Genomic DNA, 13,989 nt, shown 5'->3' with positions numbered 1-13,989 from the left:
TGTTAGTTTTGAGTTTTGAATTTTGAGTTATCCCTTACTTAAAGCCAAGAACTTATCAAAGTGTCGTTAAAAGTTCAAGATTTGATTTTGAAATGCAATTTTTATTTCGAGAATTATCATTGAATATAAGACTCTCAGTCTAACGAATGTTTTTATTCTTGTCCATGAAATTCGATGATTAAGCACAGGAACCGAAAGTTATTTCGATCATTTAGCAAAAATCGAAAGGAGGTAGAAAAAAAATATTGGACAGCCATTTGAAAGGCAAGTTCCTCAAGAATCAACAATCTCTTTTTTAATTGTTTTATTTCTTCATCATCATTTCTCTATGCTTTAAAGTATCTTGATGATAAATGACCACAGCATATATTCCTGCAGGAAGCTGATTTAGATTTACATTGTTATGAGAGCTTAATAATTTCATTTCTAAGACCGTCTGTCCAAGCATATTTTGTATCACCAACCGGACTGGAAAATTTGAAAACGCTTCTTTTAAAGACACCGTGAGTTGATCAGAAGCGGGGTTGGGATAAATGGAAATCAACTTATCTTTTTGAATATCCTGCGTGGAAGTAAGTGGATGAAATGTCCGATAAACTCCATCGTAAAAATTTGTTAAGTACAAATGATTTTGTTTATCAATGAAAAAATCAGTAATTTCTATTTCCCGTAGTGTTTGATCAATGGGGAGGTCATTTAATATATCTGTCCAACTTTGACCGTAATCAAATGAGAAAAACAGGTAATTTGATTTATTCCCACCAAATGCAGCCATTTTACCTTCTCCAAGATATTCCAAATAGAATGGGTTAGAAGGAATTTGAATGAGAAGATTATCAAAATTAATAAAATCAGAAGTTTGGTAGAGTCCAAATTTCCCATCAAGATAACCAGAAACAATGGTTTTGCCATCCTCATCAAAATAAATTGACTCCAAATTTTTCATTCGACTGTATTGAGGATCAATTTGCCAGACTTTCCCTTTATTTGTGGAAGATAAGAGGACGGTACGGTCCCAAGCCAAAAGTTTTCCATTTGGATCCATTACCATTCTTCCAATAGGAACACTCGGATTATTACCTTCATATTGCAAAATCCAGTTTTTACCTCCATCTTCACTATAATAGTAATGATAACTTGGATTAGGTGAAAACCAAGTAATGTCTGTAATTGCCATCATGCGATTGCGCGTTAAATTGTGGACAAACAACAATCTACCTTTGAATGTATAGATAGGAATCCAGTTCTTACCCAGATCATTACTTTTATACAATATGCTATCCTTTCCATATTCAAATCCTAGTAGCTCATTTTCTTCATTTATTATAAGACTTGGTAGGGGAAGTTTATTTAACAGAATGCCATCCCAATTTTTCCCTTTATCTATAGAAACAGCCCATTGACATTGATTCATAAAAGCAAAAAGCCGGCCATTTTTATCTTCAATTAAATTTCTCAATTCCATATAACTTTCGCCAATATCCAAAGGAGTCCAACCGCCAGTTTCCTTGGTTATCACAAATGGTCTAGGGGCCAATTCGCAACTCTCCTTTATTGTGACTATGGCTCTGATACTATCATATAATTCAAGGTTAATGATTTCGCCTTCAGGAAAATTTAAATTTATACTTTTGGGTTTTGTCCATGAAACCCCATTATCGTTGGTGGAATAAAAACCAGACGAATTCCTGACAAGCACACAGTCATTTTGCTTGCACCCAAATGCTCCCATAGTAGGAATATGAGCACCAGAAATAGAATCTAAGATTGGAATTTCTATTTTCTCACCTTCATCCCAATAGTGTAATAAACCTTTTGTAGAAGGTAAATAGACATGACCTGATGGTGAAATATAAGATGTCTTGCGAAAAATTGTTTGATTTGTTTCAATTATTTTTTTGTATTTTAAATCTTCAGAATTGTAGTGATAAACTCTGGTTCCATTATTGTCATCTGATATATTTGTGATCGCATAATTATTATTATAGTCGTAAGGAAAATAATCAAATACCAGATTTTGAATAAATACTTTGATTAAATTTCTTTTGTTCCACTTTTCCCTATATTTGTAAATGTCACCAAAACTAAAGAATAGCTCTCCCTCATTATCCATTTTTGTATTCTCATAGGCAACTGGAAGTTTAAGGTTATTGGGTGGAAGTAAGGAATCAATGGTAAAGATTCCGTTTCTATAAATGTAAGGAATACTTTCTCGAATGGCATATACTTGATCAGACGGATCAACAAACAAGGAAATTACAGTCTGTGGGGTCGTTTTAAACACGAATGGAGAAATTTTTGGCAATTTATTTACCTGTAAAGATGGAGTTTCAAAAGAAAACTGGTATACACCTTCGTGCATAAATGTCGAAATATAGCCATTACCTTTATGATCAATACCTACTCCTTGACTTAGGCAATAGGGAGTTTCATTCATTTTTTTCCAGAAGTTCTGAGATTCAATTTTTAAAATATATGTAAATGATATTAAGAGGCTAAGAAATGTTTTCACCATACAAAACTTTAAATTTTGACAAAATGATGCTGCATCGAATTTTATTTCTAAATAAGATATTTGTGGAAGCAGACAACTATGTAAAATTAAAATTTATTTCTAAAAACTGATCCAGATATAATATTTATTTAATTCAAATATCTTTTTACCTGAGAAACAATGATCAAAATCCATATACATCACTGGAGGACCGCTATTTTATGACAAATCCCCATTTTTTGTTTTCGTTTTAAGAATCTTTCTATCTTTGCCATCCCTTCCGAATACCGAAATGGCGGAACTGGTAGACGCGCTGGACTCAAAATCCAGTGACCTTTAAAGTCGTGTGGGTTCGAGTCCCACTTTCGGTACTTCCTACTACAATTTTATCACTCTATAAATCTGGGCGTTGGCAAGGCTGTCCAGTAATATTGGCATCGAAAGACCTCATTTTTTAAAATAGTAAAAGGCGCCATCCGAAAATGAGCGCCTTTTAACTGGTTTCATCCATTCATTCATTCTTAATATCCGTATCAGGATTCATTCCAAAAACAAGCTGCGTGATTGCGAATTTTACTTACAGTAGTTCGGTAAACTTCGGATTGGCACGCAATTTGAATAATTGCTTGAAGAATCGTATCCTGAATGTATTCCTTGGAAATTGGTAAATAGATCTTTGAAGGGTCTATTGTATAATCCGGATCAAATCACAAGGTTCCATTCATTCAATGGCTTCTTCAGTTATTTTTCATTCAAAATCAGTTTTTATTGAACAAAAACTATACCAAAACTGAAAATTGGTATGATTTTGGAAATGTCGCAGGCCCATTTAATCTTGTCAACGGATTCTCTTCCCGGCCCTGTTAATAAGTTTTGAACGTTTGGTGGGACATCGAAGCTGCATTACCTTTGCACAATGACAAGAAAATTAAGCATTTACAATAGTTTCACCCGTGAGAAGGAGGATTTCACCCCTATTGTGGAAGGCAGAATCGGAATGTATGTCTGCGGCCCAACGGTTTACAACGACGTCCACCTGGGCAATTGCAGAACCTTTGTTTCTTTCGATATCATCTATCGCTATCTGATGAAAGCCGGATACAAAGTTCGCTATGTTAGGAATATCACGGATGTGGGGCATCTGCTGGACGATGGGGAGGATAGAATGGCCAAAGGGGCCCGTTTAGAACAATTAGAGCCAATGGAAGTGGCGCAAAAGTACACGAATGGCTTTCATGAAATGATGCAGATCTTTAATACCCTGTCACCCAGTATTGAGCCAAGGGCTACCGGTCATATCATTGAGCAAATCAAAATGGTGCAGGATATTCTGGACCGTGGATATGCTTATGTAAAAAATGGATCTGTCTATTTTGATACCCCTCAGTTTGTGAAAGATGGCCATCCTTACGGTAAATTAAGCGGACGCGTCATAGAAGAGTTGATCGTGGAGTCTCGGGACAACCTGAAGAATCAGGATGAAAAAAACCACCCTTCAGACTTTGCACTCTGGATTAAAGCCACAGAAGAGCACATCATGCGATGGGAATCACCCTGGTCCATTGGTTTTCCGGGCTGGCATCTGGAGTGCAGCGCAATGAGCACCAAATACCTTGGCGAGCACTTTGACATTCACGGAGGCGGTAACGACCTCAAATTTCCACACCACGAAAATGAAATCGCTCAAAATATGGGTTCCTGCGGACATGCTCCTTCCAGGTATTGGTTGCATACCAATATGCTCCTGCTCAACGGCAAGAAAATGTCCAAGTCCGATGGAAACACCATTTCTCCAACGGAATTATTCACCGGAGAAAGTCAGCACATCAGCAAGGCTTACAGCCCGATGGTGGTTAAATTTTTTATGATGCAGGCACATTACAGGAGCCCATTGGACATCACGGATGAAGCTTTGCAAGCAGCTGAAAAAGGTTATAAAAGACTAATGGAATCCTTGCGCATCGCGGCTGAATTTCAACCAGACTTGCCGGACCAAGGGAATAAAGATATCGATATAGAAAAAATGATGGATGGTGTTTTGGCCAACATGGACGATGACTTTAATGTGCCAAATGCCCTGTCCGGTATTTTTGAATTGACTGGTCTCATCAATTCTATCAAAGATGGACATCTCAACCCTTCTGAAATAGGTGCTTCATGCTGGACAAAGATGTGCGCATTTGTGCAGGATTTTGTGTATCAGGTCATCGCTCTTAAGAATGAGCAGGAAGCATCTGATGCTAAAACGGTGGGAGGTCTGATGAACCTGATCATCGATCTGCGGAAAGACCTCCGCGACCAGAAAAACTGGGCGGCTTCGGATAAAATCAGAGACTCACTTTCTGCATTGGGCATTCTGCTCAAAGATGGCAAGGATGGCACCGAATGGATGAGGAATTAATTCCTCCACCAAGGTCCCGATTTTTTTTGGGAAGCGTATCTGCAATTCAAATCTTTATGCAGATACTTTGTATGTTTATGTTGATTGGTTGCATCCCGAAAGGAGCACAACTGGGTAAACCAGCACCCGAATTGGTAAGCATGCGCTGGTGGAACAAAGAAATACCTTCTCTTCGGTCATTACAATCCAAAGTAGTACTGATCCGCTGGTGGACAGACGAATGCATATTTTGTATTGCTTCTGCGGATGCGCTCAACGAATGGCATCAAACATTGTCAGATTCAGGACTGGTCGTTTTAGGCATTTACCATCCGAAACCCGCTCCCCGCAAGTTGGAAGAAAATGAAGTATATGAATATATCAAAGATAAGAATTTTACTTTTCCAATCGCAGAAGATGCTCAATGGAAAAATCTAAACAGGTACTGGCTGGAAGATGGCCCAAAAGACTTTACATCTGTCAGTTTTTTGTTGGATAAAAAGGGAGTCATCCGCTACATTCATGAGGGAGGAGAATACCACAAGGATTTTGTGGAAGGACACAGTGAATGCATCCGTCAGTTTAACCGGATAGACAGTACAATCAGGGTTTTGTTGAATGAAAATTAGATAGGCCGGTTTATATCAATACTAAGCAATCAAAACTACCAGCTCAATGGATAATATGATTTACAGACTACTTTTGTCGACCACAACTACAAAGGATAACCCGGATGGTGCAGCCGTTTTATCCTATGGATCTCAATCAATAGACTCATCCTTGATGTGTATATCGCGAATGGCCAATTAAGAATTAACTTTGTGTGTGAATCGAATGAATAAGGACCATTTATACAAGCAAATTCTACTTCAGAAACAAAAGGGAAGGAAGAGCCTGGCCGTATTGTTGGATCCGGATCATATTAAGTCTGTTGATTTTGATTTAATTTTAAGAAAGTCCATTCAAAGCAAAGTAGATTTTTTCTTTATTGGCGGCAGCTTGATTTTAGATGATGCGATGCCGGAACTGATTCGCAAGATTAAAATTCAGACAAACATTCCGGTTGTCATTTTTCCGGGAAATGGAATGCAAATTCACAACAGCGCAGACGCCATATTGCTTTTATCCCTGGTATCTGGCAGAAATCCCGAATATTTGATTGGCAAACAGGTGGAAGCTTCAATGACCTTGAGAAACTCCGGATTGGAAATCATCCCAACGGCTTATATTTTGATTGATGGGGGTCAGGTGTCCAGCACTGCATATATCACCCAGACCATTCCTATTCCGGCAGATCGTTTCCCACTCGCCCTGGCTACGGCCATTGCAGCGGAGCAATTGGGTTTTAAGTTAATTTATCTGGAAGCTGGCAGTGGAGCAAGCACTCCAATCAGCAATGAGATGGTTTCTTGTGTATCACAAAGTATTCAAATTCCTTTGATCACGGGCGGTGGAATCAAAAATGGCAAGGCGTGTTTTGACCTTTATAAAAATGGGGTAGATCTGATCGTTGTTGGGAATGCACTGGAACAAAATCCTCAACTCGTAACAGAACTCATTCAGGCAAGAGATGATGCCCATCAAATTCATATCGATTCATGAAAAAAGGTCTGGTCAAGAGGTCCACCGGAAGTTGGTACGAAGTGTATCTTCCTGAGACAAAGCAAACCCTTAAATGCAGAATTGCAGGAAAAATGAAGTTGTTGGAAAAAGAACTTACGAATCCTGTGGCCGTTGGTGATTTTGTCAATCTGTCGGAAGAGGGAGACGAGCAGGGAATTATTCAGTCCATTCTGCCCAGAAAAAATTTTATTGCACGCCAGAGTCCGCGCAAAAAACACCAGATTCACCTCATTGCTGCCAATGTTGATCTTGCCATCGTTGTTTCCACCATTAAAGAACCTGATTTAAAACTGGGTTTTATCGATCGGTTTTTATTAACCACCGAACCCCGCGATATCCCGGTTTTGATATTGTTCAACAAATCAGACCTTTGGGATGCAGAGGATTGGGAGACTTTTAGAGCAGTCGAATGGATGTATCAGCGCATAGGATATTCTGTCTTGCCGGTTTCGACCATCCATCACAGCAACATTGATCAACTAAAGGAATTGATCAGAAATAAAACCTGCCTGATTGCCGGTCAATCCGGTGCGGGTAAAAGCAGTTTACTCAACGCCCTCGATCCGGAGATGGATCTGAAAACTTCTGCATTGAGCAATTATACCGGAAAAGGAACCCACACGACCACCTTTGCTGAGATGTTCGAAATCAGTGAAAATACTTTTGTCATTGACACACCAGGCATTAAGACCCTTGGATTCAACAACATGGAGGTGATGGATGTGGCACACAACTTTAAGGAGTTTTTTCAATTTTCGGACCGGTGCAGATTTGGAAATTTATGCACCCATCGGAACGAACCCGGTTGTGCCGTAAAGGAGGCCATTGAAAACAATGAAATTTCTGCCCTTCGCTATCAAAGCTATTTGTCGATCTGTGAAGAATTGGAGGGTCAAAATTATTGGGAACGGAAGAAGAAATACTAGGGGAAGGTTAAATAGTAAAGGTTAAATAGTAAATATTAAATGGTAAATATTAAATAGTCAGTAGTCAATTCTGAAGAATGAAAGCTCAGAATTTAACTCTACCAGCTAGACCATAATAAATCCCGCGATGACCGAGATGATCAAAAAGAAAAACAATATGATCAGGTATGAAAATCCAACCAGGCAGGTTTTGAAAATTGTCTTTAGGGTGGATTGACCAAAGCAGGTTTTTTGAGAACTTATAAAATAAAAGACCAGCCAGACCATAAAAAGGAGGAAGATCCAATAACTACTATATACCCAACTGTCAATCATCATAAAGATCAACAGCAGGCTGAACAAAGCAGTATGATTATGTATTGAGAAAATCAGGAATTCATAGTAGTTTCTTTTTGATCTGATGTGGACCAGGTACATCAACAAAGCAAATACAGGCATCAGGACAAACATCAGAACCGAAATAATCTTTATAAATTTTTCGAACAAAGCATTCTTTGAAAAATTTCCGGTGAAGAATTTTATATAAGTTTTTAATACCGTCCGGTTGTAAAAACTCAGTTCTAAATCCTGAGCCAAAAGAAGTGAATCGATGGTATTGGAATTCAATAAATTTTTATTGAGCATCGTGCTACTGTCCGGATTCCATACATATTTGAAATCAAAAAATTGTAAGGTATCAGGTTCTCCCTGCCCACTGATACCATTTGAATACTTAAAATTTACCTGGTTACCTCGGTCGGTAAGATTGCTGATGAGGATGAAGAAAATAACACTAATAAAAATATACAATCTCATTGGAGGCACAAACCTCGCTCTTTGGTTTCTGAGAAACTCCAGACTCATTTTGCCGGGTCTGAAGAACAGGTATCGAAGGCTGGTGAAGAGCTTGGTATCAAAATGCAAGAAGGATTCTAAAAATTCCAAAAACAAATGTCGGATGGGCTGATTGGGTGTGTGATTTTCCTGACCACATTCAGGACAGTAGTTGTCCTGCGCCAAAAAGGACCGGCCGCAGTTCATACATTTCATGGATTTGATTCTCCTTTTTGCCATTGCGAGCGTCTGTTTGCGGGACAAAGCTATTTAAACATCTGAATTAAACAAAAAAGCCCCCCTCAATCAGAACAGGGACTAACCTGATTTTTTGAGGGAGGACTTTCGCTACTTCAACTTTAAGTCCGCAGAAATAAAGATTCCGGACTATATAATTTAAATCACACGGTCAAGCAAATTTGCTTAATACATGTAGCTTTATTTCACAAATTGATTTGAGAAATAATCGTTATCATTCTTCGGTTCATTTATTCAAATCAAGAGGCCAATGGCAATCACCAGATTGTAAATTTCGGAAACCAAGATTGGAATTTTTTACATTTGAATTCTTGATACAATTCAAATCCATTCTTTTCTCCTGGCCAACGATTGCAAGCTCATTAGCACTTCTATTTTTACTATCGTATCACAAATATAGGGACGCAAAAATTACTTGTGCAAGTTTATTTTTGATGTAAGACTTAATTCAGTTCAATTTATCAAAATATGCAATGCAAACCCTGCTTTTTAAAAAATTTGTAAACGTTTAAATACCCTTCTGTATTGGGTTTATGCAAATAAATGATTTGGAGAACAGACCATAGTAAATAGCCATATAACTTTTGTTATATGCCACCAAAAATGGTCTAAATTGGGTTTTTTTAAACTCAAAATTGGAAGGAAAAAAGAACATTTTAATTTCTAAAATCATGCCAATTTCAATGGGTTGAAAAAAAAAATTAAAACTATTTTATCAATGTGTTTTAACTGTTATGATGAAATTATTAAAATTATGAATACGATTGTCTGACCCAAAATCAAAGCGGGAACCAAGGGTTAGACATTCTTATTAAGTTTGAGATAAGCACCACCGAAACATTGGATGGATCGAAATGAGCTTGGAATGTTGATTTACTCTACGTCATTGAATGGCCTTCAAAATTTGATTGTTTCTCTGTGAGGTCAAAAATTTCCTGCCAAATGACCCTCTTGTGGTATTTCAATGTGGTGATAAAAGGTTGTGTACCATTGAGAGTTTTCACAGATAACAAAAACTGAGGGGAGCATTTTGGAGACATGTGGGCTTGTAAAGGCAAAAAGAACAAAGCTTTTCCTATAACAATGAGCGCAGGAAGTACATTGTTAATTCCATTGGGAGTCACAATCCAATGGGTATGTCCAAGAGGAATGCATTATAAAGTACCAGAGTAAATGCACACGTATGATGGAATGAGCCAATTTGTTCCAATAAATTTGGCAAAAGAAAACGACAATTCATTCCTTCATCTTCCTTTTGCCGCGTTTATTGCCCTGCTGATCCCAATTTTTGAATCATAAAATCCAAAATTGGTTTATTTTTAAAAAGCCCCCCTCAGTCTATATGGGAGAGTACCCGATTTTTTAGAGGGAGGGCTTTCGCTACTAAATTTTTTACCTCATTAGAGGAATTCGAAAGTAATGACATATTATTTGAAATCATTCCTTTACTTAGAGCTCAGCATGCAGCAGGCGATCAAAAATGATAGACAAGTGTATCTTTGGGTATATCTTGTGTTACACCTCTGATTTCACCTGCGCATGGACTTACCTTTGGGACGGTAACTGAGCTTCAGAAAAATCTAAAACAAAAAACTATATATTGAAAGAAAACCAGAAAACGATTTCATTCAAGTGAAACCGGAATAAGTCAGGGGATTGGAAACTTGATCTCAACGGGTGTCCGTCGATGCCACAAATGTAATATCATTTACTGCAATTTTTCAAGAGAATAGCGTTAAAATTTAAAAAAATCAGGGAAAACCCTTAGATTCTCAATCTAATTTCTAAGGGTTTTCCCTGAGTTTTCTTTCTTTGCGGAGTTGCTTTGGCAATGATAGCTTATGCCTCAGATATTACATCATATTGATTCCAATGAAACAGAAGTCAGAATTTGGCGCATTGAGGAGCCTGAGTCTTTTTTTATGGATCAGGTAGAATGGACAAGCTCCGAATTGGATTCCATCCGGCATTTTCAATCAAAAAGAAGACTTGAGTACCTTGCATCCAGATTCTTGCTTTACAAACATCAGCCTGAATTGTCTCCTCAGCATATCATCAGGGATGAATTTGGTAAACTGCTGCTTAAAGATGGTGTTCACAAAATTTCCATATCGCATTCTGGTAGATATAGCTCTTATGTGAAGTCAATCCGGGAGGTCGGTATAGATCTGCAAGTCTGTTTACCCAAAGTGCTTCACATCCTTCCCAAGTTCTTGCATCCTGAGGATCAGCTCTTTTTCAAACAAACCGGTACCTTGTCCATTGAAGAAGCCACTTTGGCATGGTGTGCAAAGGAGGCAGTCTACAAGGCGCACGGTAAGAGGAATATACATTTTAAAGAACAAATTCGTTTGTATTTTAAAGACGGATTTGGCTTGAAGGGCTCGGGCTCGGCTACTCTTAGCTGGACCAATCAGAGAAAAGATTATCATTTATATTATGAAATACACGAAGATTTTGTTTGGCTTATCGCAAGGCATCTGGATTAAAGCCTACATTTTTATTTTATTATTCCCTTTGGTTTTCTCTTGCAAGGGTCCAGAAGGAAAGTCAGGCTCCATGGAATCACAGCAATCACAACAAACCAATGGAATGTTGTTGTTCGAAGATTTGCCAAATGACTTTAAGGAATTTTATCTCAAATTTCATGAGGACAGTTTATTTCAAATTTCCAGAATCACTTTTCCATTGCAGGGTTTACCCGAACAGGCAGATCCCGAATTTATTGGTGACGAACCCTATTATTGGTCAGCGGATCAGTGGAGTTTTCAAAAAATCGCTTTCCCGGACAAGGATAAATACAGAACAGAATATGATCTGATGGCCGATGTATTGATCGAAGAAAGGATCCATGAGCTGAAATATGGCCTGACCATGATCCGTCGATTTTCCAAGGCCGCTGATGGCTGGGGTTTGATCTATTATGCAGGTCTGAATAAATACAAGCCGGCCACGGAAATTCAAAATTAACTATCTTTATCCCGGAAAAATCAATCTTCCATAAAATGACCAAAAATGGCTATCCGCAGACCTTTTAACCTCTATCAATGGATTGAGCAACACCGCGCTGAGCTCAAGCCTCCGGTAGGTAACCGCAATCTGTATGAAGAATCAGATGATTACATCGTTATGATTGTGGCAGGTCCCAATGCCCGCAAGGATTACCACTACAATGAGACAGAAGAGTGGTATTTTCAAATTGAGGGTGATATGAATCTGAGAATTCAGGAAGAGGGTCAACCGGTGGATATTCCAATTCGTCAAGGCGAGTTGTTTTTGCTGCCGGCCAATACCCCACATTCACCCATGAGACCTGCCGGCACCATTGGTCTTGTGATCGAATGCAAGCGAAAAGCAGGTGAGAAGGACGGATTGCTTTGGTTTTGTGAAAACTGCAACCACAAACTTCATGAAAGTTATTTTCCTCTGACCAATATTGAAAAGGATTTTCTGCCCAGATTTAAAGAATATTACAATTCAGAAGAAATGAGAACTTGTAGCCAATGCGGAGCAAAGATGGAAGCCGATCCCAGATTTACAAGTTGAACAGCCTTTGAAGAAAACATATTTTGCTTCTGACTTTCATTTAGGCGCCCCCGCAAGATTGAGCTCTGCGGAAAGGGAAAAATTGATTGTCCGATGGTTTCGAACCATAGCCACGGATGCCGGGGCCATTTATCTTTTGGGTGATCTTTTTGATTTTTGGTTTGATTACCGCCATGTGGTGCCGAGAGGTCACACCCGGCTTTTGGGGGTCTTGGCTGAAATGAGCGATGCTGGAATTCCCATCCATTTGTTTACCGGCAACCACGACATGTGGATGAAAGATTACCTCTTCCGGGAAATGAATATCCAGATCTGGCACGAACCCCAAAAGATCAAAATAAGAGAAAAAACATTCCTGATAGGCCATGGTGACGGACTCGGACCAGGTGATCATGGATATAAGCGGCTAAAAAAATTGTTCAGGAATCCAATGGCGCAATGGCTTTTTCGATGGATCCATCCAGACCTTGGAATTGCGCTGGCCAATTACTTTTCCAAAACCAGCAGAGAGCAGCAAGAAATGGTTCAAACCTACCTGGGACATGATCGTGAATGGTTGATCCATTTTGTAGAAAATTACAAACAACAAGACGCGGTAGATTATTTTGTTTTTGGGCATAGACATATCCCCATAGATTACCCATTGAAAAATGGCTTTTCGCGATATATCAATTTGGGAGATTGGCTAAGTCATCAATCTTATGGAGTATTTGATGGAAATGCGCTCAAGCTCCAATTTTTTGAAAATGAAAAAGGTCAGATTTATCGTTAGTGTGATTTTTCAAATGTTGTAGTAGTAGTTGGTCAACACCAAATGGAAAGACTAAATGGTCAACTTTGTTTTCTCAAAAAAATGAAATCTTTGAAAGGAATTCCGGGATTCTTGATCCCAAACCGATCTTTTCAAATGACAAAAAATTGTATGATTTCGCGCTCCACCAGAAATATCTTTTGCTTGCTGAAAAATACCAGATCAAGAGATACTTGGGTGGGCAAATAAGAAATTAGTCCTGATCAACCATCATCAAATCTTCATAAATTTATCTTGCCACACAAAATGTGGATGCGAAAACCGGAGATGATAAATGCCGGGGATCAAACCTTCAAGACTTACTTCCAGTGCCCCCTTTATCTTGAAGGATTTGACCAACTGACCATCGGAATTGAAAATTTCAGCCAAACCATGGGTCTCTGGAAGCCCTGAAATATGAAGGGTATGTGAAACAGGATTTGGAAAAACGATAGGCTTAAATTCTGAAGAAATATTCTGTGTGCCGCTGGTGGGATTGAAATAAAAATAAGGCCGCTTGCCCAATAATACATTGTCTCCCGTATTGTTGCCGTCACTGTTGGCAGCAAGACTCACAAAATAAAAGTAAATGCTATCACCAGACATGCTATCCGGAGCCCTCCATTTGAAATCCCAGGAAGTTTCTCCGTTGTTGAGAACCCTGGCAGAAGTTTGACGGATGTACTGCCTTCCAAAAGTCCTTCCTACTGCTACATTCGTTCCGGTTCCCTGGATCAAGTTTCCTATCCGTTCATGCTGGGGATCCAGACTGGTTAGCTGGAATCCAGCCCGACGGGCGTTGGAGCGGTGAATCAGTTTGACATCATAGGTCTGACCAGCTACCACCGTATCTGGAATGCCCTCCAATAAGACCATACCATTAAAACTCCCTCCGCTGTGGCATTTCATGCAAGTCAGTTCGCCTGGAGCCGCAGTAAGCTCCAATTCAGGATTATTGGGGACATAGACCGCGGAGATAAAGGCGGCTGCCAAGCACAATAGGAATAAGTTTTTGCGCATATTCAAATTTATATTTCTTTTTTACAATATACCTAGACGATCGTATCTGAGATTTTACAAACCACAAAATTTAACACTAAAGTTATCTTTTGTTGTTTTGGGACAAACCTCCAATAAACCAAGCGATCATTCAATTTGT

The 13,989-nt window shown here is 38.9% G+C and carries 11 protein-coding genes and 1 tRNA gene; 9 read left to right on the top strand and 3 right to left on the bottom strand.

The genetic code is table 11. The features are described 5' to 3' along the window. Positions 1–304: 304 nt before the first annotated feature. Positions 305–2,437 (bottom strand): T9SS type A sorting domain-containing protein, encoded by a 2,133-nt coding sequence (locus IPM48_04565; protein MBK9270847.1) that lies wholly within the window; start codon positions 2,435–2,437, stop codon positions 305–307. 343 nt (positions 2,438–2,780) lie between these two features. On the opposite strand from IPM48_04565, the gene IPM48_04560 reads away from it, so the two are divergent. From IPM48_04560 to rsgA, 5 genes are all read left to right on the top strand, one after another. After that, positions 2,781–2,865: transfer RNA gene (locus IPM48_04560), tRNA-Leu, on the top strand. Positions 2,866–3,410: 545 nt separating this feature from the next. After that, on the top strand, positions 3,411–4,895 hold the full coding sequence (locus IPM48_04555) for a cysteine--tRNA ligase (GenBank protein MBK9270846.1): 1,485 nt from the start codon (positions 3,411–3,413) through the stop codon (positions 4,893–4,895). A gap of 56 nt (positions 4,896–4,951) precedes the next feature. Further along, positions 4,952–5,503, top strand: coding sequence for a redoxin domain-containing protein (locus IPM48_04550; protein ID MBK9270845.1), 552 nt, complete (start codon positions 4,952–4,954; stop codon positions 5,501–5,503). Between the two features lie 205 nt (positions 5,504–5,708). After that, positions 5,709–6,476 carry a geranylgeranylglyceryl/heptaprenylglyceryl phosphate synthase gene (locus tag IPM48_04545; GenBank protein ID MBK9270844.1) on the top strand — a complete coding sequence of 256 codons (768 nt, stop codon included), beginning with the start codon at positions 5,709–5,711 and terminating at the stop codon, positions 6,474–6,476. Then, on the top strand, positions 6,473–7,423 hold the full coding sequence (rsgA, locus tag IPM48_04540; GenBank protein MBK9270843.1) for a ribosome small subunit-dependent GTPase A: 951 nt from the start codon (positions 6,473–6,475) through the stop codon (positions 7,421–7,423). The genes IPM48_04545 and rsgA overlap by 4 nt, the downstream gene beginning before the upstream one ends. Positions 7,424–7,528: 105 nt before the next feature. Here rsgA and IPM48_04535 read toward each other — a convergent pair whose 3' ends face one another. Continuing rightward, positions 7,529–8,476 carry a DUF3667 domain-containing protein gene (locus IPM48_04535; protein ID MBK9270842.1) on the bottom strand — a complete coding sequence of 316 codons (948 nt, stop codon included), beginning with the start codon at positions 8,474–8,476 and terminating at the stop codon, positions 7,529–7,531. A gap of 1,859 nt (positions 8,477–10,335) precedes the next feature. Between IPM48_04535 and IPM48_04530 the strand changes: the two genes are divergently transcribed. The 4 genes from IPM48_04530 (at position 10,336) to IPM48_04515 (ending at position 12,812) form a co-directional block, all read left to right on the top strand. Then, positions 10,336–10,983 carry a 4'-phosphopantetheinyl transferase superfamily protein gene (locus tag IPM48_04530; GenBank protein MBK9270841.1) on the top strand — a complete coding sequence of 216 codons (648 nt, stop codon included), beginning with the start codon at positions 10,336–10,338 and terminating at the stop codon, positions 10,981–10,983. Between the two features lie 70 nt (positions 10,984–11,053). Next, positions 11,054–11,464 carry a hypothetical protein gene (locus IPM48_04525; GenBank protein ID MBK9270840.1) on the top strand — a complete coding sequence of 137 codons (411 nt, stop codon included), beginning with the start codon at positions 11,054–11,056 and terminating at the stop codon, positions 11,462–11,464. Positions 11,465–11,509: 45 nt separating this feature from the next. After that, positions 11,510–12,040 carry a 3-hydroxyanthranilate 3,4-dioxygenase gene (locus tag IPM48_04520; GenBank protein ID MBK9270839.1) on the top strand — a complete coding sequence of 177 codons (531 nt, stop codon included), beginning with the start codon at positions 11,510–11,512 and terminating at the stop codon, positions 12,038–12,040. Continuing rightward, positions 12,021–12,812 carry a UDP-2,3-diacylglucosamine diphosphatase gene (locus IPM48_04515; GenBank protein MBK9270838.1) on the top strand — a complete coding sequence of 264 codons (792 nt, stop codon included), beginning with the start codon at positions 12,021–12,023 and terminating at the stop codon, positions 12,810–12,812. Before IPM48_04520 ends, IPM48_04515 begins: the two co-directional genes overlap by 20 nt. 252 nt (positions 12,813–13,064) lie before the next feature. Here IPM48_04515 and IPM48_04510 read toward each other — a convergent pair whose 3' ends face one another. Further along, complete coding sequence (locus IPM48_04510; protein MBK9270837.1) at positions 13,065–13,850, bottom strand: T9SS type A sorting domain-containing protein; 786 nt, start codon at positions 13,848–13,850, stop codon at positions 13,065–13,067. Between the last annotated feature and the right edge of the window lie 139 nt (positions 13,851–13,989).

This window comes from Saprospiraceae bacterium (assembly GCA_016715965.1).
Lineage (GTDB): Bacteria > Bacteroidota > Bacteroidia > Chitinophagales > Saprospiraceae > Vicinibacter.
The sequence above is the reverse complement of the archived record's forward strand: the minus strand, read 5'-3'. Positions and strand labels throughout refer to the sequence as shown.

Excerpts from the sequence above, each read along its gene's own strand:
- IPM48_04510 (MBK9270837.1), bottom strand. The coding sequence starts at position 13,850 with ATGCGCAAAAACTTATTCCTATTGTGCTTGGCAGCCGCCTTTATCTCC.
- IPM48_04525 (MBK9270840.1), top strand. The coding sequence starts at position 11,054 with ATGGAATCACAGCAATCACAACAAACCAATGGAATGTTGTTGTTCGAA.
- IPM48_04535 (MBK9270842.1), bottom strand. The coding sequence starts at position 8,476 with ATGGCAAAAAGGAGAATCAAATCCATGAAATGTATGAACTGCGGCCGG.
- IPM48_04565 (MBK9270847.1), bottom strand. The coding sequence starts at position 2,437 with ATGAATGAAACTCCCTATTGCCTAAGTCAAGGAGTAGGTATTGATCAT.
- rsgA (MBK9270843.1), top strand. The coding sequence starts at position 6,473 with ATGAAAAAAGGTCTGGTCAAGAGGTCCACCGGAAGTTGGTACGAAGTG.
- IPM48_04545 (MBK9270844.1), top strand. The coding sequence starts at position 5,709 with ATGAATAAGGACCATTTATACAAGCAAATTCTACTTCAGAAACAAAAG.
- IPM48_04555 (MBK9270846.1), top strand. The coding sequence starts at position 3,411 with ATGACAAGAAAATTAAGCATTTACAATAGTTTCACCCGTGAGAAGGAG.
- IPM48_04530 (MBK9270841.1), top strand. The coding sequence starts at position 10,336 with ATGCCTCAGATATTACATCATATTGATTCCAATGAAACAGAAGTCAGA.
- IPM48_04520 (MBK9270839.1), top strand. The coding sequence starts at position 11,510 with ATGGCTATCCGCAGACCTTTTAACCTCTATCAATGGATTGAGCAACAC.
- IPM48_04550 (MBK9270845.1), top strand. The coding sequence starts at position 4,952 with ATGCAGATACTTTGTATGTTTATGTTGATTGGTTGCATCCCGAAAGGA.